Origin of the sequence: Streptomyces sp. NBC_00557 (assembly GCF_036345995.1) — a bacterium.
In the GTDB taxonomy this organism is placed as follows: Bacteria; Actinomycetota; Actinomycetes; order Streptomycetales; family Streptomycetaceae; genus Streptomyces.
Map to the genome: position 1 here is coordinate 6,699,868 of NZ_CP107796.1, position 21,182 is coordinate 6,721,049.

A 21,182-nucleotide genomic window follows, 5' to 3' on the forward strand; every position below is an offset into this window, starting at 1 on the left:
CCGCCGTGTAAATGGAGCCGAGCGTACTCCCGTCGTACGGGCGATTTCAGGTGCTTGCCGAATATGACACGGCGATGATCCGGTCGGACTAAGCTCGCCCGCGGCGCACCGAGTTGAGGTGAATTCGTGCGCCTGTTCCCAATCGTGCGTTAGATCCCGGCAGTTCCATGAACCTTCCCCCCGCAAGCTCTTCCGACACCCAGCCGATTCGTCTCAGAAGGCATCCATGGTGAGTGTGCAGAAGCCTCCCGGTGGCCGTGAACGTCCCTACGCGCGCGTGCTGTTGCCGCCGGCCATAGTGATGGCCGCCGCGATCGGTGCGGCCCTCGCCCTGGGCCCGGCGTCGGCCCGGGTCGCCGTCGGCGCGGTCGGGGCCGTGGCCCTGCTCCTGATCCTCGCCACGGGCGCGGAGGCCGCACGCCGCGGCAGGACGCTGCGCGCCGAACGGGCCGAGAACGCCCGGCACACCGCGTACCTGGAGCACCGGCTCGCCGCCCACGACGAGCTGATGATGCGCTTCGCCACCGAGGTCATCCCCAACGGCCATCTGCGGCTGCGGGCCGGCGAACCGCTGCGCGACGTGATGGTCAACGGCTACGACGCCGACCCCGAACTGCGCGGCCTGCCCGACTCCTACCGCCAGATGTTCCGGGCCGCGATGCGCGGCGCCGACCGCGAGATCTCGATGCGCGACGCCACCGAGCGCTCCTACGTGAGCATCGCCCGCCGTGTCCAGGCCATCGTCCACCAGCAGTCCAACGAACTGCGGGAGATGGAGGAGGACCACGGCCGCAACCCCGAGGTCTTCGACGACCTGCTGCGCATCGACCACGGCACCTCGCTGATCGGCCGGCTCGCCGACACCATCGCCGTCCTCGGCGGTGGCCGCCCCGGCCGGCAGTGGCCGCTGCCGGTCTCCCTCTACAGCACGCTGCGCGGCGCGATGTCGCGCATCCTGGAGTACCGCCGCATCCAGCTCAGCTCCATCGTCAACATCAACATCAAGGGCACCAGCGTCGAGCCGGTCATCCACGCCGCCGCCGAACTCCTCGACAACGCCACCCGCTATTCGCCGCCCACGGCCAAGGTGCACGTCACCGCCACCGAGGTGCAGGCGGGCATCGCCATCGAGATCGAGGACGCCGGCGTCAGCCTCACCGAGGAGTCCCGCGCCCGCATCGAGAAGATGATCGAGGACGCCAAGAACCTCGACGACGCGCACAACCTCGGCGACAGCCCCCGCCTCGGCCTCGCCGTCGTGGGACGGCTGTGCCGGATGTTCGACATGGAGGTCTCGCTGCGGGCCTCCGCCTACGGCGGCTGCCGCGCGATCCTCATCGTGCCGTGCGTGATGACCACCACCGAGCCCGGCGTGGGCGCCGCCCACGGCATCGGCGCGACCGGCACCCCGATGCCCGAGCTGGGCGCCGTCGAGGGCCCCAAGCGTCCGCCCAAGCGGCGCCGCCCCACCAGTCCCAAGATCCCGGCCGGGATCTCCATGGAGGACGACGTCCCGGTGGTCACCGAGTGGACGGCGGGCGGCCTGCCGCAGCGCCGCAGCCGGGTGAAGACCCCGATCAGCCAGCGCTTCGCCGAGCAGGCCGAGATCGAGCAGGCCGAGCGCGAGGGCAGGCCGACGATCTGGTCCCAGCCGAAGCCCGAACCCGAGCCCGGGATGGACCCCGAGATCAAGAAGCTCAGGGACCGGCCCATCGGCCAGGGCATCGAGGACTTCTGGAACGGCCTGCGCAAGGGCATGCCCGAGGACGCCACCGGGCCGGAACTGACCGACTTCACGCGGCACCCGGAAAAGTACGTGCACCTGCTCAATGACTACGCGGACGAGCCCGCCGAGGGCGCCACCGAGGCCGACGACGAGGGGGACCTCAAGTGATCCAGCAGCGAGGCAACATCGACTGGATGCTCAAGCAGCTCAACGACGGCGTGCCGGGCATCGAGATGATCGTGGTCCTCTCCGCGGACGGGCTGCGCATCGCCCGCTACGGCGGCGACCCCGACGCCGCCGACCGCGTCGCCGCCGCGTGCGCGGGCGTACAGAGCCTGGCCGGCGCCATCATCCAGGAACTGCCGGGCGCCGGTGATCTGAAGGTCGTCGTCTTCGAGATCGACGGCGGCTACTTCTACCTCATGAACGCCGGCGACAACGCCTACCTCGCCGTCCTCGCCGACGTGACCTGCGAGCCCGGCCGGATGAGCGGCATGATGCGCGACCTCGTCGTCCGGATCGGCGCCCATCTCACCAGTCCGCCCCGGCGGAACGGGCAGACCGTATGACTCCTCCACGACGCAAACGGCGCGAGCCGAACCCCCCACCGCCACCCCGGCCGGCGCCGCCCGCACCCGCGGAGGGCCAGGCCGAACCCAAGAACCCCGAACGGCTCTACGCCGTCGCCGGATCCGAGGACGGCGCACGCGCCGAACTCGACCTCGTGACACTGATCGTGGCGCGCCACGCGCCCGAACCGGCCGCCTCACCGGAACAGGCCGCCGTCCTGCGGCTGTGCGCCAACCCCCTGTCCGTGGCCGAGCTCTCGGCCTACTTGAACCTGCCGTTCAGCGCGATGACCGTCCTGATCACCGAGCTGATCACGGCCGAACTGGTGCAGGTGCGCGCCCCGGTCGTCCGCCGGGCGCTCCCCGACCGTTCACTCCTCGAAGCGGTGATGCATGGACTTCAACGCCTCTGACACCATCCCCGGCCCACGCACCGAGGACCACCTGCCGCACACCGCCCAGGCCGCGGTGAAGATCGTGATCGTGGGGGGATTCGGCGTCGGCAAGACCACCATGGTCGGCTCCGTCAGCGAGATCAGACCGCTGACCACCGAGGAGACCATGACCCAGGCCGGCATCGGCGTGGACGACAACTACGGCTCCGAGTCCAAGACGGCGACCACCGTGGCCATGGACTTCGGCCGGATCAGCATCAGCGACAAGCTGGTGCTCTACCTCTTCGGGACCCCCGGCCAGGAGCGCTTCTGGTTCCTGTGGAACGGGCTGTTCGAAGGTGCGCTCGGCGCGGTCGTCCTCGTCGACACCCGGCGCCTGGAGGTCAGCTTCGACGTGATGGGCCGGCTGGAGGAACGCGGCGTGCCCTTCGTCGTCGCCGTCAACTCCTTCCCGGACGCGCCCCGTTACCCCCTCGAGGAACTGCGCACCGCGCTCGACCTGACCCCGGAGATCCCGATCGTCGAGTGCGACGTACGCCGCCGGGCCTCCAGCAAGGAGGTCCTGATGACCCTGATGCGCTTCCTCCACTCCATCGCCCTGTCCCGCACCCTCGCCTGACCGCGACCCGCCCGACGACCCCCGATCCCCACACCGTCCTTTCGCTCCGGAGCGACACCGTGACGTCTGAAACCCCTTCGCTGACCGACACCGACCCCACCCCCGGACCGCCCCCCGGCTGCCCCGCGCACGGCCTCGGCCCCGGCGGGCTGCGCCGGCTCTACGGCCCCGACGCCGAGGACCTGGGCGCCCTCTACGAACGGCTGCGCGAGGAGCACGGCCCCGTGGCGCCCGTGCTGCTCCACGACGACGTACCGATGTGGGTGGTCCTCGGGCACGCCGAGAACCAGCACCTGGTGCGCAGCCCCTCCCTCTACACCCGGGACAGCCGGATCTGGAGCCCGCTGCTGGAGGGCATGGTCAAACCCGACCACCCGCTGATGCCGCACATCGCCTGGCAGCCGATCTGCTCGCACGCCGAGGGCGACGAACACGAGCGGCTGCGCGCGGCGGTCACCGCGGCCATGGCCCCCATCGACCACCGCACCCTGCGCCGCCACATCGGCCGCTACACCCAGGGCCTGGTCAACAGGTTCTGCGAGCGCGGCCGGGCCGACCTGGTCTCCCAGTTCGCCGACCACCTGCCGATGGCCGTCATGTGCGAGATCCTCGGCATGCCCGAGGAGTACAACGACCGGATGGTGCAGGCCGCGCGGGACGCCCTGAAGGGCACCGAGACCGCCCTGCAGAGCCACGCCTACGTCATGGACGCGCTGAGCCGGCTCACCACGCGCCGCCGCGCCCAGCCCGAGGAAGACTTCACCAGCCACCTCATGGCCCACCCGGCCGGACTCAGCGACGACGAGGTCCGCGAGCACCTGCGGCTCGTCCTGTTCGCGGCCTACGAGGCCACCGCGAACCTGCTCGCCAACGCGCTGCGCATGGTCCTGACCGAGCCCGGCTTCCGCGCCCGGCTCAGCGGGGGCCAGATGACGGTGCCGGAGGCGATCGAGCAGTCCCTGTGGGACGAGCCGCCGTTCAGCACCGTGCTCGGCTACTACGCCAAGCAGGACACCGAGCTGGGCGGGCAGCGCATCCGCAAGGGCGACGGCCTGCTCTTCGCGCCTGCCCCCGGCAACCTCGACCCGCGCATCCGTCCGGACCTGTCCGCGAGCATGCAGGGCAACCGCTCCCACCTCGCCTTCGGCGGCGGCCCGCACGAGTGCCCCGGCCAGGACATCGGCCGGGCCATCGCCGACGTCGGCGTCGACGCGCTGCTGACGCGGCTGTCCGACATCCAACTCGACTGCCGGGTGGAGGAGTTGCGCTGGCGCTCGTCCATCGCCTCCCGGCACCTGGTGGCCCTGCCCGTGCGTTTCGAGCCGAAGCCGCAGCAGGACGTCGACACGCTGCCGAAGCCCATTGCCGTCCCGGCGCAGCGCACCTGGCAGACCGGCCATCAGGGCCCCGGCCAGACCGCAGCCGCCGACCCCGCCCGCCCCGCCGCACCCGAGCCCTCCGCCACGGCACCACAGACGACACCGCGCCGGCCGAACGTCTGGCGGCGGCTGCTCGACTGGTGGCGGGGGGAGTGACCGGCGCTTCGCGGTGAGGCGGCGGGGCATCCCTGACGCGCCGAGGGCTTGTGCGGAGCAGCAGGGTGACGGCGTCGGCCGCCCTAGGCCGCGGTCGTGCTCGATGCCGCCTCGCGCGCCTGCCCCGCGCCTCTAACCCCGGCCCGCCCAGGCGTCGTACGACTCCCAGGCCTGGAGCACGCGTCCGCTGTCGAACGTGTGCTCCGCGCCGGTGACCGGATCGGTGAACTCGAGCCTGCGGGCGAGCAGTTGCAGGGGGCGCCGGAAGTCGCCGGGCGGCACCGGGGCGGTCACCTCCGGGTACAGCGGATCGCCGAGGACGGGTACGCCCAGCGCGTTCAGATGCACCCGCAGCTGATGGGTCTGCCCGGTCGCCGGCACAAGCCGGTACCGGGCGAGACCACCCCGGCGCCCGGCAAGTTCGACGTACGTCTCGGCGTTCGGCTCGCCCTCCACCTCCCGGGCCGCCTGCACCCCGCGCTCCTTCACGATCCGGCTGCGCACGGTGCGGGGCAGTTCCAGCGCGGGGTCGTACGGCGCGACCGCCTCGTACTCCTTGCGCACCCGCCGGTCCCGGAACAGGGTCTGGTACGCGCCGCGTTCCTCGGGCCGGACCGTGAACAGCACCAGCCCCGCCGTCAGCCGGTCGAGGCGGTGCGCGGCGGTCAGCGCCGGCAGGCCCAGCTCGCTGCGCAGCCGGGCCAGCGCGGTCTCGGCCACATGGCTGCCGCGCGGGGTGGTGGCGAGGAAGTGCGGCTTGTCGGCGACGACGATGTGCTCGTCCCGGTGGACGACCTCCACCGGGTACGGCACCGGCACCTCGGCCGGCAGTTCGCGGTGGAACCACACGAACATCCCCGGCACGTACGGCGCGTCCGGCGCCACCGGCCGCCCGTCGGCGCCGACGACCGACCCCGCGTCGAACATCGCCTCGACCATGCCGGGCGGGGCGCCCGTCAGCCGCTGCACCAGATGCTCCCGCACGGTGGCCCACGTCCCGCCGTACGGCAGCCGCACCCGCACGGGGTCGACGCCGTCGCGCTGGGGGAGCGGGGCGGGCGGAGGTGGCGTACGGCGTCTCATCGGGGTCAAGGGTACGAGCCCGAATCCGGTGGGCCGACGGGGTGCGCGGTCGGCAGGATGCGGATCATGCCGTATCTCAACAGGCCGGTCGTCCCCGCCGGCACCCTCGCCCGCATTCCCCAGCCCAGCCTGCCCACCGGCGACGGCCTGCTCCTGCGCCCCTGGCAGGCGAAGGACGCGCCCGCGGTGTACGCCGCCTTCCAGGACCCGTTGATGCACCAGTGGCACATCAGGTCCGCCGACTCCGAGGCGGAGGCCGCCGGCTGGATCGTCCAGTGGCAGAGCGGCTGGAAGGACGAGCGCGAGGCCCACTGGGCCGTCACGGCCGCGGACACCGGTGACCTTCTCGGCCGGGTCGCGCTGCGCCGGATCCTGCTCGGCGACGGCTGCGCCGAGGTCGCGTACTGGACGGTGGCACGCGCGCGTGGACGCGGTGTCGCGGTGCGGGCCGCCACCGCGCTGTCCCGCTGGGCGCTGGACGAGATCGGCCTGCACCGGCTCGAACTGTCGCATGCCACCGCCAACCGGGCCTCCTGCCGGGTTGCCGTGAAGGCCGGGTTCGCCGCCGAGGGGACCCGGCGCAGCGCGCTGCTCCATGCCGACGGCTGGCATGACATGCACCTTCACGCGCGCGTGCAGGGGGACTGACGGTATCGTCCACACGCGATACATCGTGTGTATTGACCAACGCGACTGGAACGCGATATGTTCGCTCGCGGATATTCGGGAGCGAGGTGATCGCCGTGGCCATGAAGCGCCGCAAGCCGGGCAACCCGCTGGCGCTCGCCGTGCTGGCGACCCTCTGGCAGAAGCCCATGCATCCGTACGAGATCGCCCGGACCTTGCGCCGCCAGGGCAAGGACACCAGCACGAAGATCAAGTACGGCTCGCTCTACACGGTCGTGCAGAACCTGGAGAAGCACGGCTTCGTCGAGGTGACCGACGTGGAGCGGGCGGGCAACCGCCCCGAGCGCACGGTGTACGGGCTGACCGACGCCGGGCGCGAGGAGCTGACCGAGTGGCTGTCGGACCTCATCGCGGTCCCGGTGAAGGAGTACCCGATCTTCGAGACCGCCCTCTCGCTCATGGGCGCCCTGCACCCGGACGAGGTGGTGCGGCTCCTCGAGGAGCGGCTCACCGCGCTGGAGATCCAGGTGGCGAGCGGCCGAGGCGCGCTGCAGAAGCTGTACGAGACGCTGCCGCGGCTCTTCCTCGTCGAGACCGAGTACCAACTGCACATGACCGAGGCGCAGGCCGCGTGGGTCCGCGGCTTCCTGGCCGAGATCAAGGAGGGCACCCTGCCGAGGGTCGACGACTGGCGGCGCTACCACGAGACGGGAGAGCTGCCGCCGGACATCGCCGCGACCACCTGATACAGAAAACGACCCCGACGGGGCTGTTGCAGCAGCTCCGCCGGGGTCACGAACCCCGAAACGGATCCGCCGTGCGGCGGCTCCGGGCGATCGAGGTGCGGCACACCCAGGATAGCCCGGCGCTCTTCACGCGGATCTTCCGTCCTTCGCACCCGCAGGAGAGCAGTCGTCATGAGCACCCGTGCGCCCGCAGTCGAGGCGCGCCAGCTGACCAAGACCTACCCAGGTGGTGTCACCGCGCTGAGCGGCATGGACATCACCGTGGCACCGGGCACCGTCTTCGGGCTTCTCGGCCCGAACGGCGCCGGCAAGTCCACCACCGTCAAGATCCTCACCACCCTCGCCCGCCCCGACTCCGGCACCGCCACCGTCGCCGGGCACGACGTGCTGCGCCACCCCGACCGGGTGCGCCGCGCGATCGGCGTGGTCGCCCAGCGCTCCGGCGCCGACCCGGTCGCCACCGGCCGGGAGAACCTGCAGCTGCAGGGCCGTCTGTACGGACTGACCGGCGCCGCGCTGAACCGCCGGGTGGACGAGCTGCTGGAGCGGTTCGCCCTGGCCGACGCCGGCCGCCGGCAGGTCAAGGGCTACTCGGGCGGCATGCGGCGCCGCCTGGACGTCGCCCTCGGGCTGGTGCACCGGCCCGAGGTGCTCTTCCTGGACGAGCCGACCACCGGCCTCGACCCCGAGGCACGCACCGCGATGTGGGAGGAGATCGGCCGGCTGGCCGGCGAGGAGGGGCTGACGATCCTGCTCACCACCCACTACCTGGAGGAGGCCGACCGGCTCGCCGAGCGCGTCGCGATCGTCGACCGCGGCCGGTTCGTGGTCGAGGGCACCCCGGACGCCCTCAAGGGCGAACTGCGCGGCGACGCCGTCCACCTGGAGCTCGCCGAACCGGTCGGCGAGGCCGGCCGCACCCTGCTCACCGGCACCCTGACCGCCCTGCCCGGCGTGCACGAGGCACTCTGCGAGGGGCGCCGGATCAGCGTCCGCGCCGACGACGGGGCGGCCCGCGTGCCCGCGCTGCTCGCCGCGCTGGACCGGGCCGGGGTCACCGTCGCCTCGGCCACCGTCGCCCGGCCCTCGCTCGACGACGTCTACCTCCGTCACGCGGGCCGCCGGTACACGGAGGCCGAGGCGGAGACCCGCGGCGTGCTCGCCGGAGGTGTGCGATGAGCGCCGCCCTCACCCAGACCTGGTACATGACGCAGCGTCAACTGCGCGTGTTCGCCCGGCAGCCCGCCTACGCGGTCATCACTCTGGTCCAGCCGGTGATCTGGCTGTTCCTGTTCGGCAACCTCTTCAAGAAGATCGTCCAGCTCGGCGGCTTCGGCACCACCTCCTACCTGGACTACCTGGTGCCCGGCGTGGTGGTGATGAGCGCGCTCAGCGCCAACATGTGGGCGGGGATGGCCACCCTGGAGGAGATCCAGCGCGGCACCCTGGACCGCTTCCTGACCACCCCGGTCAGCCGGGCCGCGCTGATGAACGGCAACGTCGTCAACAACGGCCTGGTCACCGCGTTCCAGTCGCTGGTCATCGTGCTGCTCGGACTGCTCGGCGGCGCGGACTACCCCGGCGGCACCGGCGGTGTGGCGGTCCTGGTGCTGGCCGCCGTCCTGCTCGGCACGGTCTTCGGGGCGCTGTCCAACGCGCTCGGCATGCTCGTGGGCGAACGGGAGTCGATCATCGGCATCAACACCTTCCTGCTGCTGCCGCTGACCTTCCTGTCCAGCGCGTTCATGGCGCCCTCGCAGATGCCCGGCTGGATGCGGCACATCGCCGACTTCAACCCGCTCAACTGGGCGATGGTCGCGGGCCGTTCGGCGATGTCCGCACAGCCCGACTGGGGCGTCGTCCTCGGCCGCGGCGGCGCGCTGCTCGGCCTGGCGACCGCGGCGGTGTGGCTGTCCATCCGCACCTTCCGCTCCTACCAGCGGTCGGTGTGATGATGTAGGACATGCCGCCCTACGACCTCGCGAACCGGCTCGTCGTCGGTGTCGCCTCCAGCGCCCTGTTCGACCTGAGCGAGTCGGACGCCGTCTTCCGCGAACAGGGCGAAGAGGCCTACCGGGCCCACCAGGAGGAGCACGTCGACGACACGCTCCCGCCCGGCGTGGCGTTCGCGTTCATCCGCAGGCTGCTGTCCCTGAACGACCTCGGCGAGCCCGACGACCCGCTCGTCGAGGTCATCATCCTCTCCCGCAACGACCCCGACACGGGCCTGAGGGTCATGCGGTCCATCCAGGCCCATGAACTGCCGGTCACCCGGGCCGTGTTCATGCAGGGGCGGTCGCCCCACGCGTTCATGACCGCGCTGAACATGTCCCTGTTCCTGTCCGCGAACGGCGAGGACGTGCGCGCGGCGGTCGCCGCCGGCCTGCCGGCCGGGCATGTGCTCGGATCGTCGTACGCCGACGACCCCGACGACCCGGAACTGCGCATCGCGTTCGACTTCGACGGCGTCCTCGCCGGCGACGCCGCCGAGCGGGTGTACCAGTCCGGCGGCCTGGCGGAGTTCCGGGCCCACGAGACCCGTAACGCGGCCACCCCGCACGACCCCGGACCGCTGCGCGACTTCCTCGCCGGGGTCAACCGGATACAGCGCCGGGAGGAGGAGCGGCGCAAGGCCGACCCGGACTACCCGAGCCGGGTCCACGTCTCCATCGTGACCGCGCGGGCGGCGCCGGCCCACGAGAGGGCGGTGCGGAGCCTGAAGCAGTGGGGGCTGACCGTCAACGGCGCCTTCTTCCTCGGCGGCATCGACAAGGGCGCGGTGCTGAAGGTGCTCAGGCCCCACATCTTCTTCGACGACCAGGTGACCCACCTGCGCAGCACGTCCCGCACCACGCCCAGCGTGCACGTCCCGTTCGGAGCGATCAACGAGCCCTGAGCGGGCGCGCGTTCACGCCGCCGCCGCGCTGCTCTCCTGCTCGGCCTCGATCCGGGCGTTCCACTCCCGCTTGGAGGCCTGCCAGCCGTCCTCGTCGTGGCCCAGGCGCCAGTAGCCGGAGATCGACAGGTCCTCACGGGGGATGTTCAGCTCCACCCGCAGCAGCCGGCGCAGCTCCTTCACGAACCCCGCCTCCCCGTGCACGAACGCGTGCACCCGGCCCTCGGGGAACCGAAGCCCTCGTACGGCCTCGAGCAGCGCCTCGCCGACCGGCCGGTCCCCCCGGTGCAGCCAGACGACCTCGACATCGGAGTCGATCTTCTGCTCCTCCTCGGGGCCGGACACCTCCACGAAGGCATGGACGCGGGCGCCGGCGGGCAGCGCCTCCAGGGACCGCGCGATCGCGGGCAGCGCGCTCTCGTCCCCGGCGAGCAGATGCCAGTCGGCGGCCGGGTCGGGCGCATAGGCGCCGCCGGGGCCCATGAAGCGCACGGTCTCACCCGGCCGCACCCGCGTCGCCCACGGCCCGGCCAGGCCCTCGTCGCCGTGGACGACGAAGTCGAGGGTCAGCTCGCGGTGCCCGGGATCCCAGGCCCGCACGGTGTAGGTGCGGGTCACCGGCCACTGCTCGCGCGGGAACTCCGCCCGGATCCGCTCCAGGTCGAAGGGCTCGGGATAGGTGACGCCCGCGGGGCAGAAGAGGAGCTTCACGTAGTGGTCGGTGCAGGTGTCCGCCGAGAAGTCGGCCAGACCCTCACCGCCGAGCACCACCCGCTGCATGTGCGGGGTGAGCCGCTCGGTGCGGACCACATGGGCGGTACGGGTCTTGCGCGGCTTTCGCGCGGGACGCTCTGCCATCACGACCTCCAGCAAAGGTGGTTAGGTTTACCTAAGTTAGCATCCCCTCAGTGGTAACACCTCTCCCTCGAGTGCCGTCGGAGCGACCTTTGCCGGAATATTCCGGTCAAGCTCACGCACGCGGCTCGGTGAGGGTGGTCACCAGCCGCTGCAACGAGCCCCCGAGCCCCCACCGCCTGGACAGCTGCTCCAGGGCCCCCGGATCGCGCGGGGCACGCGGCAGCGCGGTGTCGACCTCCGGCAGCGGCACGTCGTCGGCCACCCGCACCACCTTCGGCGCGACCGCGACATACGGCCGGGCCTCGTCGAGCCGCCTGCGCTGCGACGGCGTGAGCTTCGCCCCCGGGTCGTCGACCGCCGTCATGATCCCGGCCAGGTCCCCGAACTCGGCGAGCAGCCTGGCGGCCGTCTTCTCGCCGATCCCGGCCACGCCCGGCAGGCCGTCGCTCGGATCGCCGCGCAGCAGCGCCAGATCCGCGTACCCCCGCCCGTCGACGCCATACTTCTCGCGCAGCACCGCCTCGTCGGTCAGCTGGAGCGTGCCGACCCCCTTCAGCGGATACAGCACCCGCACCCCCCGCGCGTCGTCCACCAGCTGGTACAGGTCGCGGTCGCCGGTGACGATGTCCACGGGGCCCGTGGCGCGCGCGGTGAAGGTGCCGATCACGTCGTCCGCCTCGTACCCCGCGACGCCCACCCGGGCGATGCCGAGCGCGTCCAGCACCTCCTCGATGACCGGCACCTGCGGGGACAGGGTGTCCGGCACCTCCTCCACGTCCGGCGCGTCCTCGTGCTCCTCGGCGACCCGGTGCGCCTTGTACGTGGGGATGAGGTCCACCCGCCACTGCGGCCGCCAGTCGGCGTCCATGCAGGCCACCAGGTGCTCCGGCCGGTGGTCCTTCACCAGCCGGTCGATGAAGTCCAGCAGCCCGCGCACGGCGTTCACCGGCGTGCCGTCCGGCGCCTTCACGGAATCGGGGACGCCGAAATAGGCGCGGAAGTACAGCGAAGCGGTGTCGAGCAGCATGAGTCGTCCGGTCACGCTCGCATCATGCCGCACCGCACCGACACTCACCCGGCCGGCGACAGCAGCCACCTCCAGCGCGGTCGCTCCGTGACCAGGACGGCCAAGGCCAGCACGGTCACCGGCACGGCGGCCCAGAGCGGCCACAGCCACCACGCGGAGACCACCGCGGCCGCGAGCTGCATCAGCACGAGCAGGACGGTGACCGCGCCGGGGACCGGCACCATCACCTTCTGCTTGTCGCCCGGTGTGGCGAACACCGCCGGCAGGCCGATGAGGACCACCAGCGACAGCACGGCGAGCGGCCACCCGTAGGCGGCCAGCGCCCAGGGAGTGGCCACCCAGGCGACGAGTTCGGCGGCGAAACGGAACGCCGACGGAACGCGGTCATCGGGTCGTTCCACTGCTTCCCCCCCTCGGCAGCGTCCGGCCGCCACATCGTAGAGGCGCGATGTGAAGTGAGCCACTTAAAAGTTTGACCATCTCGATCGTGGGGAGGCGCGGCCACTGTCCCAGACCCCCAGACGAGAGGTACGCGTGCACCCCAGGCTTGAGGCCGAGCACCTGTTCAAGGTCTTCGGCAGACGACCGGACCGAGCGGTGGACCGTCTGCGGCAGGGCGCCGACCGGGAGGAGCTGCGCGCCGACGGCACGACGGCCGCCGTGATCGACGCCTCCTTCCGCGTCGAGGAGGGCGAGATCTTCGTCGTCATGGGCCTGTCGGGCTCCGGCAAGTCCACCCTGCTGCGCATGCTCAACGGCCTGCTGGAGCCGACCGCCGGCAGTGTCCGCTTCGACGGCCAGGACCTCACCGCGCTCACCGCCCGCGAGCTGCGCGAACTGCGCTCGAAGCGGATCAGCATGGTGTTCCAGCACTTCGCGCTGTTCCCGCACCGCAGCGTCCGCGACAACGCCGCCTACGGCCTCGCCGTGCAGGGCGTGCCCCGCGCCGAGCGCGAGCGCCGCGCCGACGAGGCGCTCGCCCTGTGCGGCCTGGCCGGCTGGGAGGACTCCTGGCCCGACGAGCTGTCCGGCGGCATGCAGCAGCGCGTCGGCCTCGCCCGCGCCCTCGCCACCGACGCCGACCTGCTGCTGATGGACGAGTCCTTCAGCGCCCTCGACCCGCTGATCCGCCGCGACATGCAGGACCAGCTCCTCGAACTGCAGAAGACGCTGAAGAAGACCATCGTCTTCATCACCCACGACCTCAACGAGGCCATGCGGCTCGGCGACCGCATCGCCGTCATGCGCGACGGCCGCATCGTGCAGACCGGCACCGCCGAGGACATCCTGCTGCGCCCGGAGAACGACTACGTCGCCTCCTTCATCCAGGACGTCGACCGCTCCCGCGTGCTGACGGCGGGCGCCCTCATGGACACCTCGGTCACGGCCGACGCCCCCCTGTGCGGCTGCGAGACCGCGACCCGCGAGACGCCGTTCACCGAGCTGTGCGCGATCAGCGCCCGGCTGTCCCACCGCGTCAGTGTCGTGGACGAGGCGAACCGCGTCGTCGGTGTCGTCCCCCGGCAGCGCCTGGTCGGCTTCCTCGGCGAGGAGACGGCCGAACCCGCGCCCTGCGACAGCCCGGACGGGAAGGCGAAGGTGATCAGCCGTGCCTAGGATCCATCTCGGCGACTGGGTCGACTCCGGCGTCAACTGGCTGGTCGGCCACCTCTCCTGGCTCTTCGACGCCGTCAAGGCGGTCATGGAGGGCATGTACGACGGCATCGACGCCGTGCTCGGCGCGCCCCAGCCCCTGCTGATGGCCGGCATCCTCGCCGTCGTCGCGTGGTGGCTGCGCGGCCTCACCGCCGGCGTCCTCGCCTTCGCCGGATTCGCGCTGGTCGACTCGCTCGCCCTGTGGGACCAGGCCATGTCCACGCTCGCCCTGGTCCTCGTGGCGACCGTGATCGCGCTGGTGATCTCCCTCCCGCTGGGCGTCTGGGCCGCCCGCTCCAAGGCGGTCAGCGCCGCCGTGCGCCCGGTCCTGGACCTGCTGCAGACCATGCCGTCGATGGTCCTGCTGATCCCGGCCATGCTGTTCTTCGGGCTCGGTACCGCGGCCGGCGTCGTCGCCACCCTGATCTTCGCGCTCGCCCCCGGCGTCCGCATGACCGAGCTCGGCATCCGCCAGGTCGACGCCGAACTGGTCGAGGCCGCCGAGGCGTTCGGCACGACCCCGCGCGACATCCTCTGGCGGGTCCAGCTGCCGCTCGCCCTGCCGACCATCATGGCCGGCGTCAACCAGGTGATCATGCTCGGTCTGTCCATGGTCGTCATCGCCGGCATGGTCGGCACCGGCGGCCTCGGCGGCGCGGTCAACGAGGCCATCGGCCAGCTCGACATCGGCTACGGCTTCGAGGCGGGCGTCGGCATCGTCGTCCTCGCCATCTACCTCGACCGCGTCACCGGCGCCCTCGGCACCCAGCTGTCCCCGCTGGGACGCAGGGCCGCCGCGAAGGCACGCACGCGTGCGTGGTCGTACCGGCCGCGCCCGGCCGTCGCCGTCGTCGGCGTGGTCGTCCTCGCGCTCGTCGCGGGCGGCCTCGGCATCTTCGGCTCCGGCGCCGGCACCAGCTCCGAGGCCTCCGGCACGGACGTCGGCAAGGGCAAGGAGATCCGCATCGGTTACATCCCCTGGGACGAGGGCATCGCCTCGACCTTCCTGTGGAAGGAGATCCTGGAGGAACGCGGCTTCAAGGTCACCACCACCCAGTACGCGGCCGGCCCCCTCTACACCGGCCTCGCCACCGGCCAGCTCGACTTCGAGACCGACTCCTGGCTGCCCACCACCCACGCCGAGTACTGGAAGAAGTACGGCAAGCAGCTCGACGACCTCGGCTCCTGGTACGGCCCGACCTCCCTGGAGCTGACCGTCCCGTCCTATGTGAAGGACGTGAACTCCCTGGCGGACCTCAAGGCCCACGCCTCCGAGTTCGGCGGGAAGATCGTCGGCATCGAGCCCAGCGCGGGCGAGATGGGCCTGCTGAAGAGCAAGGTCCTCAAGGCGTACGGCCTCGACGGCTCCTACCAGGTGATCGACGGGTCCACCCCGGCCATGCTCGCCGAGCTCAAGCGCGCCTACTCCAAGAAGCAGCCGGTCGTCGTCACCCTGTGGTCCCCGCACTGGGCGTACAGCGACTACGACCTGAAGAAGCTCAAGGACCCGAAGGGCGCCTGGGGCAGCGGCGACGGCGTGCACACCCTGGCCCGCAAGGGCTTCGCCGCCGACGATCCGCAGGTCGCCCGCTGGCTGAAGCACTTCTCCATGACCGAGAAGCAGCTCACCGGCCTGGAGGCGCGGATCCAGAAGGCCGGCAAGGGCCACGAGCAGGACGCCGTACGCGGCTGGCTGCGCGAGCACCCCGGCCTGGTCGACGCCTGGGCCCCGGTCGCGGGGAAGGACGCCAAGAGCCGGGCGGCCGGGTGAGCCCCGGACGCCGGGCGGCTGGATGAGCCGAGAGCCTGGCGGCCGGGTGACCTGACGACTGGCCCGGACCGCCTCCCGAGGGGCGGGTACCGCCGGACGCCACCGCGCGACCGGCGGTGCCCGCCCTTCGCGGATTTCCGGCACGAGAAGGATCCGGCCAATCACCGTACGTCACGACCGCCGGCCCGTGCGGGGGTCCGCGGCCCGGCCGGCGGGGGTGTCCGCCACCTGCCGGCCGCGAGTTCCGGTGGCGTCCGGCCCCTGGCACACTGGCGCGAACCGCGGGGGTGGGGGACTGGACATCATGCCGGGTTTGTGACAGCCGCGTGAAACAGTTTGCCGAACATGCGTAGGGTGCAGAGAAGTCATCGGAAGGGGTGCGCCGCAGAGCGGGCACCCGGAGAGCGGCACGACGAGCGAGGGAGGGAGCCGGAGCGATGGGCGACCACAAAGAGCAGCAGCCCGTGCGGGTGGGCGCGGCCGTCCGGCGGCGCCGTCGTGCCCTGGAGCTGACCCTCGCCGTCGTGGCCGAGCGCAGCGGCCTGTCGGTGCCCTTCCTCAGCCAGGTCGAGAACGACCGGGCCCGCCCCAGCCGCACCTCGCTGGAGCGGCTGGCCGACGCCCTGCGCACCACCGCCGTGGAACTCCTCGCCGCCGCCGACCCGGCGGCGAGCGTCGACGTCGTCCGCGCCGACCCGGCCGCCGAGGACGACTTCGCGCCCCGCACCCGTTCCCTGGTCCGCGGCCACCACCAGCTGCACGCCTCCGAGTTCACCGGCGACCACGACGCGGGCCGCGAGTTCCAGCACCGCAACGACGAGCTGATGTACGTCGCCGACGGCGCGGTCGAGATCGAGGCGGAGGGGCGCGCGTACCGCCTGGGCCGGGGCGACACCCTGTACCTGACGGGCGGCGTCAGGCACCGGTGGCGGGCGACGGTGCCGGACACCCGGGTGGTGGTCGTGGCGGTCGCCGAGCACATCGAGGCCGTGCAGGACAGGTCCCGTTAGTGCGGGTCGTCTCCCTGGTCCCGTCCCTCACGGAGGCGGTGGCCCGGACCCTGCCCGGCGCCCTCGTCGGCGCCACCGACTGGTGCACGCACCCGGCGGACCTCGACGTCACCAGGATCGGCGGCACCAAGAACCCCGCGCTCGACCGCATCCTCGCCCTCGCCCCCGACCTGGTGATCGCCAACGAGGAGGAGAACCGCGCCCCCGATCTCGACGCCCTGCGCGCCGCGGGCCTCGCCGTGCTGGTCACCGAGGTGCGCAGCGTCCCGCAGGCCTTCGCCGAGCTGGACCGGGTCCTTCGGGCGTGCGGTGCGCACGGGCGGCCCCGCTGGCTGAAGGAGGCGGAGGAGGCCTGGGCCGCGCTGCCCGAGCCGGCCGGGCGCAGGACGGCGGTCGTACCGGTCTGGCGCCGGCCCTGGATGGTCCTCGGCCGGGACACCTTCGCCGGTGACGTGCTGGCCCGGCTCGGCGTGGACCACCTGTACGCCGGCCACCCCGACCGCTACCCCCGCGTGCCGCTGGACGACCTGCGGGCGGCGGCGCCGGACCTCGTGGTGCTGCCCGACGAGCCGTACCGCTTCACCGGGGACGACGGCCCCGAGGCCTTCCCCGGCCTGCCCTGCGCCCTGGTCAGCGGGCGCCACCTGACCTGGTACGGCCCGTCCCTCACCGAGGCGCCGCGGGTGCTGTCCGAGGCGCTGCGAGCAGCGCGCCGCTGAGCAGGCCCCGCACGGTGCCGGAGGCGGCCGCGAGCCAGCCGGCGGCGAGCAGCGCGTACAGCCCGACGGCCAGCCCGCCGTACACCACGAGACCGGTGTGCCGGGCGAGCGCCATCGCGCCGGTGACACACGTGCCCACCGGGAAGGTGAACGCCCACCAGGTCATCGCGAACCTCATGCCGTGCCGGCGCGCCCGCACCACGTGCGCCGCCGCCAGCGCCAGCCACAGCAGCGCGAACCCCATGACCGGCACCCCGTACAGGACGGCGAAGACGTCCAGCCCGCGCGCGTACGGCGCCGGTACGACCCCCGCCGCCGCATCCGCGATCTTGCCGACCGCCGTGGTGGACTGCCCGAGCGGACCCAGGACCAGGAACAGCGTCGGGGTCAGCGCGAGCGGCAGCGGGCCGGAGAGCAGCCGGCCGAAGACCAGCGGCAGCATCAGCAGCGTCGCCAACAGGCTCAGCCCGAACAGGGCGAGACTGCCCAGCAGCAGGGTCGCGCGCGCCTGACCGGGCGGCACGTGCGGCACCAGCAGCGGGCCGAGCGCGGCCGACACCATCGGCGCGACCAGCGGCAGCAGCCACGCGGGGGACGCCTGCGCGGGCCCGGCCCGGTGCCGTACGGCCATCAGGTACGGCACGGCCACCGCGGCCGCCAGCCCGACCGCCGTGCCCGCCGTGAACAGGACGGCGTCCAGCACGACCGCGGCGCGGGCGCCGATCACCTGCTGCCCGGCGGTCAGGGCCCCGCCGCCGACCGCCAGCAGGGCCATCGACAGGCAGCCGTAGAAGGGGGCCACGGCCGGGTCGAGGAGATGGGCGCGGGCCTGGTCGCGGTGGTGGGCCCAGTGCAGGGAGCGGGCCGCCAGCAGGGCCGCCAGCATGATCAGGGACAGCACCCAGCAGGCGGCGAAGACGACGCGCAGCACCGCCGCGTGCGCGGGCAGCGCCACGCCGGCCGAGCCGAGGACGGCGGTGCCCATGACGGCGGCGTACCAGTTGGGGCCCAGGTGGCGGACCCGGGCGGCCGGCGTGACGGAGGCGGCGGACAAGGGATGGGCTGCGGTGACCATGGCCCCACGGTCCCGCCGCCCCTCGCGCGTGACCAGGGAGTTCCCTCCTATGAGGACATAAGCTGGTCTTATGAGCGAGACGGCGGGGCGGCGAGAGCGCACATCGGAACGCACGGCACCGGATCACCCGGAGCCGGACCGCACGGCATCGCTGGCCCACCGGGTGCCCGATCTGGCCGCGCTGGAGCTGCTGCTCGCGGTGGCACGGCTGGGCAGTCTCGGGGCCGCGGCGCGGGAGGTCGGGATCACCCAGCCCGCCGCCAGCAGCCGGATCCGCTCCATGGAACGGCAGCTCGGTGTGGCCCTCGTCGACCGCTCGCCCCGGGGCTCCCGGCTCACGGACGCCGGCGCGCTGGTCACGGACTGGGCCCGCCGCGTCGTCGAGGCGGCGGCCGCCTTCGACGCGGGCGCGCGGGCGCTGCGGGACCGCCGGGACTCGCGGCTGAGGGTCGCGGCGAGCATGACCATCGCCGAGTACCTGCTGCCCGGCTGGCTCCTCGCCCTGCACGCCGAGCGGCCGGACACCGCGGTGTCGCTCCTCGCGGGCAACTCCGCGAAGGTCGCGGAACTGCTGCTCGCGGGCGAGGCGGACCTCGGGTTCGTGGAGGGCCTGTCCGTGCCCACGGGGCTCGACTCCGCCGTCATCGCCCGCGACCGCCTGATCGTCGTCACCGCGCCGGCCCATCCCTGGGCCCGCCGCCGGCGCCCCCTGACGCCGGACGAGCTGGCGGCCACCCCGCTGATCCTCCGGGAACGCGGCTCCGGCACCCGCCAGGTCCTCGACGCGGCGCTCGGCGGCCTCGCCCGCCCCCTGATCGAGCTGTCCTCCACCACGGCGGTCAAGGCCTCCGCGGTCAGCGGCGCCGGCCCCTCGGTGCTCAGCGAACTGGCGGTGGGGGAGGAACTGGCCATGCGGCGCCTGGTCAGCATCCCGGTCGAGGGCGTGTCCCTCCGCCGCGACCTGCGCGCGGTCTGGCCGACGGGCCACCGCCCCACGGGCCCGGCGCGGGAGCTGCTCTCCCTGACGCGAGGGTGACGCGCGCTCCGCGACTGGGCGGAATGCGTCCCGCGCCCGGCTGGGGGAGGCACGACTGCCCGCAGCGCCGGCGACGCTGACAAGCCGACGGCTCTGCAACGCCCCAGGGGCGCGGGGAACTGCGCGACCAGCCACAACGCACCCGCACCCCGCGGACGGCCCGTGGGCGACGCCCGCCCGGCACCCACAAGGCGCGGGCACCCCGCAGCAATCGGCTTCGCCGAAAACCCCTTGGCCAGGTGGCGCAGCCACACGGCAGTCGGCGCCAACCGTCATCCCGTGGCGGAGCCGGCCGCAGTCACCAGCGCGCGCATCACCCGCACGTCCTCGCCCATCTCCGGGTGCCACTGCACGCCCAGCGCCCAGCCCCGGCCGGCCGGCAGCTCGATCGCCTCCACCGTGCCGTCCGCCGCGTAGGCCGACGGCACCAGGCCCGCACCGAGGCGGTCCACGGCCTGGTGGTGGTAGGTCGGCACGGTCGTCTCCTCCGGGACGATCCCGGCGTACAGGCTCCCCGGCACCGGCTTGACCGGGTGGCCGCCGAACACGCCGACCACCTCCGCGTGCCCCTCCAGGTGCTGGACCAGCGTTCCGCCGAGCGCCACGTTCAGCAGCTGCATGCCCCGGCAGACGCCCAGCAGCGGCACCCCCGCGGCCAGCGCTGCGTCGATCAGCGCCAGCTCCCACGCGTCCCGTTCGAGCGCCGGCGGCCCCGTGCGCGGGGAGCGCTCGGCGCCGTACCGGGCCGGGTCCACGTCCGGGCCGCCGGCGATCACCAGGCCGTCCAGCCGGGCCACCGTCTCCGCGGCGCGCTCCGGCGCGTCCGGCGGGAGCATCGCGGCCAGGCCGCCGGCCCGCTGCACCAGCCGCGGATAGCCGGCCGGCAGCAGCGCCGCGTCCAGCTCCCACACCCCCCACCGCGCGGCGGACTCCAGATAGGTGCTGACGCCGATCAGCGGTCGTACGGTCATGCCGGCCTCCCCGGAAGAAAAAGGTTTGCTTTCATACCTTTAAGGGTCATGCGAGGAAGCCCCGCAACAGCGCCGCCGTGCCCGCGCAGTGCTCGCGCATCATCTCCCGCGCGCCGTCCGCGTCCCCGTCCAGCACCGCCTCCACCAGCGCGGTGTGCTGGCGCTGCGAGTGCTCCAGGTTGCGCACCAGCAGCGGGATGCAGTCGAGCAGATCGTTCACCTGCGCCCGCACCGACGCGTACTGCGCGGTCAGCGAGGGGGAGCCGCACAGCTCGGCGAGGGTCAGGTGGAGCAGGGTGTCCTGGCGTCGGTAGTCCGCCAGCGGGGCGTCGTGCGTGCGGGCCAGCGCCTCGCGCAGCCGGTCCGCCCGGCCGTCCGTGAGACCGTGCGCCGCGCACAGCCCGGCCGCGCCCACCTCCAGCACCTCGCGGAACCGCAGCACGTCCTCCAGGTCGACCCCGGCGACCCGCCGGCGCAGCTCGTCCTCGCCGCCGCCGTCCGCGCGCGGCAGCACGAACGTTCCGCCGTAGCGTCCGCGCCGCGCCTCGACCAGACCCTGGTCCTGGAGCACCTTCAGCACCTCGCGCAGCGTCACCCGGCTGATCCCGAGCCGCTCCGCCAGCTCCCGCTCGGCCGGCAGCCGCTCGCCGCCCGGCACCAGGCCGAGCCGCACGACCTGGAGGATCTGCTCCAGCGCCTCCTCGAAGCCGTTGCCCGCCCGCACCGGCCGCAGCACCGGAGCCAGCCGGTCGCCCACCCCCCGGGGGTGGCTCTCCCACGACATCCGGCCGTACCCCCTTCCCAGGCAATGGTTCCGGGCAATACCTTATGGCTCCCGGCTCGGCCGAAAAAGCGCTCCAGGC

Annotated in this window: 22 protein-coding genes; 15 read left to right on the top strand and 7 right to left on the bottom strand. The window is 72.9% G+C overall.

Going from position 1 to position 21,182, the window contains the following annotated elements; genetic code table 11:
• The first annotated feature begins 226 nt into the window (after positions 1-226).
• From OG956_RS29480 to OG956_RS29500, 5 genes are read left to right on the top strand one after another with little or no spacing between them, the layout of a single operon-like run.
• On the top strand, positions 227-1,894 hold the full coding sequence (locus tag OG956_RS29480; protein ID WP_330341040.1) for a sensor histidine kinase: 1,668 nt from the start codon (positions 227-229) through the stop codon (positions 1,892-1,894).
• On the top strand, positions 1,891-2,295 hold the full coding sequence (locus OG956_RS29485) for a roadblock/LC7 domain-containing protein (RefSeq protein WP_330341041.1): 405 nt from the start codon (positions 1,891-1,893) through the stop codon (positions 2,293-2,295). Before OG956_RS29480 ends, OG956_RS29485 begins: the two co-directional genes overlap by 4 nt.
• Positions 2,292-2,708: a DUF742 domain-containing protein gene (locus OG956_RS29490; protein ID WP_330341042.1), complete on the top strand. Its 417-nt coding sequence runs from the start codon at positions 2,292-2,294 to the stop codon at positions 2,706-2,708. Before OG956_RS29485 ends, OG956_RS29490 begins: the two co-directional genes overlap by 4 nt.
• Entirely contained in the window at positions 2,689-3,309 is a 621-nt protein-coding gene (locus OG956_RS29495; RefSeq protein ID WP_330341043.1) for a GTP-binding protein, read from the top strand. The genes OG956_RS29490 and OG956_RS29495 overlap by 20 nt, the downstream gene beginning before the upstream one ends.
• A 59-nt stretch (positions 3,310-3,368) precedes the next feature.
• The gene (locus tag OG956_RS29500) at positions 3,369-4,844 is read left to right on the top strand and encodes a cytochrome P450 (RefSeq protein ID WP_330341044.1); all 1,476 of its coding nucleotides are present in this window, start codon (positions 3,369-3,371) and stop codon (positions 4,842-4,844) included.
• A 132-nt stretch (positions 4,845-4,976) separates the two neighbouring features.
• Here OG956_RS29500 and OG956_RS29505 read toward each other — a convergent pair whose 3' ends face one another.
• Positions 4,977-5,927 carry an RluA family pseudouridine synthase gene (locus OG956_RS29505; protein WP_330341045.1) on the bottom strand — a complete coding sequence of 317 codons (951 nt, stop codon included), beginning with the start codon at positions 5,925-5,927 and terminating at the stop codon, positions 4,977-4,979.
• Positions 5,928-5,993: 66 nt separating this feature from the next.
• Between OG956_RS29505 and OG956_RS29510 the strand changes: the two genes are divergently transcribed.
• The 5 genes from OG956_RS29510 (at position 5,994) to OG956_RS29530 (ending at position 10,196) form a co-directional block, all read left to right on the top strand.
• Positions 5,994-6,575, top strand: a complete 582-nt coding sequence (locus OG956_RS29510) for a GNAT family N-acetyltransferase (RefSeq protein ID WP_330341046.1) — start codon at positions 5,994-5,996, stop codon at positions 6,573-6,575.
• Between the two features lie 95 nt (positions 6,576-6,670).
• Entirely contained in the window at positions 6,671-7,300 is a 630-nt protein-coding gene (locus tag OG956_RS29515) for a PadR family transcriptional regulator (RefSeq protein ID WP_330341047.1), read from the top strand.
• A 171-nt stretch (positions 7,301-7,471) separates the two neighbouring features.
• Positions 7,472-8,479 carry an ATP-binding cassette domain-containing protein gene (locus OG956_RS29520; RefSeq protein WP_330341048.1) on the top strand — a complete coding sequence of 336 codons (1,008 nt, stop codon included), beginning with the start codon at positions 7,472-7,474 and terminating at the stop codon, positions 8,477-8,479.
• Entirely contained in the window at positions 8,476-9,252 is a 777-nt protein-coding gene (locus OG956_RS29525; RefSeq protein WP_330341049.1) for an ABC transporter permease, read from the top strand. Before OG956_RS29520 ends, OG956_RS29525 begins: the two co-directional genes overlap by 4 nt.
• An 11-nt stretch (positions 9,253-9,263) precedes the next feature.
• Complete coding sequence (locus OG956_RS29530; RefSeq protein ID WP_330341050.1) at positions 9,264-10,196, top strand: 5'-nucleotidase; 933 nt, start codon at positions 9,264-9,266, stop codon at positions 10,194-10,196.
• Between the two features lie 12 nt (positions 10,197-10,208).
• On the opposite strand, the gene OG956_RS29535 is transcribed toward OG956_RS29530, so the two are convergent.
• The 3 genes from OG956_RS29535 to OG956_RS29545 all read right to left on the bottom strand — a co-directional run bounded on the left by OG956_RS29535 (position 10,209) and on the right by OG956_RS29545 (position 12,482).
• A complete protein-coding gene (locus OG956_RS29535) occupies positions 10,209-11,054 on the bottom strand; it encodes a siderophore-interacting protein (RefSeq protein ID WP_330341051.1) in 846 nt (281 codons plus the stop codon).
• A 112-nt stretch (positions 11,055-11,166) separates the two neighbouring features.
• Positions 11,167-12,096 (bottom strand): 5'-3' exonuclease, encoded by a 930-nt coding sequence (locus OG956_RS29540; RefSeq protein ID WP_330341052.1) that lies wholly within the window; start codon positions 12,094-12,096, stop codon positions 11,167-11,169.
• Positions 12,097-12,125: 29 nt separating this feature from the next.
• Entirely contained in the window at positions 12,126-12,482 is a 357-nt protein-coding gene (locus OG956_RS29545; protein WP_330341053.1) for a hypothetical protein, read from the bottom strand.
• A 133-nt stretch (positions 12,483-12,615) separates the two neighbouring features.
• On the opposite strand from OG956_RS29545, the gene OG956_RS29550 reads away from it, so the two are divergent.
• From OG956_RS29550 to OG956_RS29565, 4 genes are all read left to right on the top strand, one after another.
• The gene (locus OG956_RS29550; protein WP_330341054.1) at positions 12,616-13,698 is read left to right on the top strand and encodes a quaternary amine ABC transporter ATP-binding protein; all 1,083 of its coding nucleotides are present in this window, start codon (positions 12,616-12,618) and stop codon (positions 13,696-13,698) included.
• Positions 13,691-15,508: an ABC transporter permease/substrate binding protein gene (locus tag OG956_RS29555; protein ID WP_330341055.1), complete on the top strand. Its 1,818-nt coding sequence runs from the start codon at positions 13,691-13,693 to the stop codon at positions 15,506-15,508. Before OG956_RS29550 ends, OG956_RS29555 begins: the two co-directional genes overlap by 8 nt.
• Before the next feature lie 437 nt (positions 15,509-15,945).
• Entirely contained in the window at positions 15,946-16,518 is a 573-nt protein-coding gene (locus OG956_RS29560) for a helix-turn-helix domain-containing protein (RefSeq protein WP_330341056.1), read from the top strand.
• Entirely contained in the window at positions 16,518-17,237 is a 720-nt protein-coding gene (locus tag OG956_RS29565) for a helical backbone metal receptor (protein WP_330341057.1), read from the top strand. Before OG956_RS29560 ends, OG956_RS29565 begins: the two co-directional genes overlap by 1 nt.
• On the opposite strand, the gene OG956_RS29570 is transcribed toward OG956_RS29565, so the two are convergent.
• The gene (locus tag OG956_RS29570) at positions 17,185-18,312 is read right to left on the bottom strand and encodes a C4-dicarboxylate ABC transporter (RefSeq protein ID WP_330341058.1); all 1,128 of its coding nucleotides are present in this window, start codon (positions 18,310-18,312) and stop codon (positions 17,185-17,187) included. The two genes, OG956_RS29565 and OG956_RS29570, sit on opposite strands and share 53 nt — an antisense overlap.
• Positions 18,313-18,382: 70 nt before the next feature.
• Between OG956_RS29570 and OG956_RS29575 the strand changes: the two genes are divergently transcribed.
• Positions 18,383-19,348 carry a LysR family transcriptional regulator gene (locus tag OG956_RS29575; RefSeq protein WP_330341059.1) on the top strand — a complete coding sequence of 322 codons (966 nt, stop codon included), beginning with the start codon at positions 18,383-18,385 and terminating at the stop codon, positions 19,346-19,348.
• Between the two features lie 272 nt (positions 19,349-19,620).
• Here the strand turns inward: OG956_RS29575 and OG956_RS29580 are convergent, their stop codons facing one another.
• The gene (locus OG956_RS29580) at positions 19,621-20,319 is read right to left on the bottom strand and encodes a gamma-glutamyl-gamma-aminobutyrate hydrolase family protein (RefSeq protein WP_330341060.1); all 699 of its coding nucleotides are present in this window, start codon (positions 20,317-20,319) and stop codon (positions 19,621-19,623) included.
• Between the two features lie 46 nt (positions 20,320-20,365).
• Positions 20,366-21,103, bottom strand: coding sequence for a FadR/GntR family transcriptional regulator (locus tag OG956_RS29585; protein ID WP_330341061.1), 738 nt, complete (start codon positions 21,101-21,103; stop codon positions 20,366-20,368).
• Positions 21,104-21,182: the final 79 nt, after the last annotated feature.

Excerpts from the sequence above, each read along its gene's own strand:
- OG956_RS29580 (WP_330341060.1), bottom strand. The coding sequence starts at position 20,319 with ATGACCGTACGACCGCTGATCGGCGTCAGCACCTATCTGGAGTCCGCC.
- OG956_RS29535 (WP_330341051.1), bottom strand. The coding sequence starts at position 11,054 with ATGGCAGAGCGTCCCGCGCGAAAGCCGCGCAAGACCCGTACCGCCCAT.
- OG956_RS29530 (WP_330341050.1), top strand. The coding sequence starts at position 9,264 with ATGCCGCCCTACGACCTCGCGAACCGGCTCGTCGTCGGTGTCGCCTCC.
- OG956_RS29560 (WP_330341056.1), top strand. The coding sequence starts at position 15,946 with ATGGGCGACCACAAAGAGCAGCAGCCCGTGCGGGTGGGCGCGGCCGTC.
- OG956_RS29480 (WP_330341040.1), top strand. The coding sequence starts at position 227 with ATGGTGAGTGTGCAGAAGCCTCCCGGTGGCCGTGAACGTCCCTACGCG.
- OG956_RS29505 (WP_330341045.1), bottom strand. The coding sequence starts at position 5,927 with ATGAGACGCCGTACGCCACCTCCGCCCGCCCCGCTCCCCCAGCGCGAC.
- OG956_RS29520 (WP_330341048.1), top strand. The coding sequence starts at position 7,472 with ATGAGCACCCGTGCGCCCGCAGTCGAGGCGCGCCAGCTGACCAAGACC.
- OG956_RS29570 (WP_330341058.1), bottom strand. The coding sequence starts at position 18,312 with ATGGTCACCGCAGCCCATCCCTTGTCCGCCGCCTCCGTCACGCCGGCC.
- OG956_RS29510 (WP_330341046.1), top strand. The coding sequence starts at position 5,994 with ATGCCGTATCTCAACAGGCCGGTCGTCCCCGCCGGCACCCTCGCCCGC.
- OG956_RS29575 (WP_330341059.1), top strand. The coding sequence starts at position 18,383 with ATGAGCGAGACGGCGGGGCGGCGAGAGCGCACATCGGAACGCACGGCA.
- OG956_RS29495 (WP_330341043.1), top strand. The coding sequence starts at position 2,689 with ATGGACTTCAACGCCTCTGACACCATCCCCGGCCCACGCACCGAGGAC.
- OG956_RS29490 (WP_330341042.1), top strand. The coding sequence starts at position 2,292 with ATGACTCCTCCACGACGCAAACGGCGCGAGCCGAACCCCCCACCGCCA.
- OG956_RS29525 (WP_330341049.1), top strand. The coding sequence starts at position 8,476 with ATGAGCGCCGCCCTCACCCAGACCTGGTACATGACGCAGCGTCAACTG.
- OG956_RS29585 (WP_330341061.1), bottom strand. The coding sequence starts at position 21,103 with ATGTCGTGGGAGAGCCACCCCCGGGGGGTGGGCGACCGGCTGGCTCCG.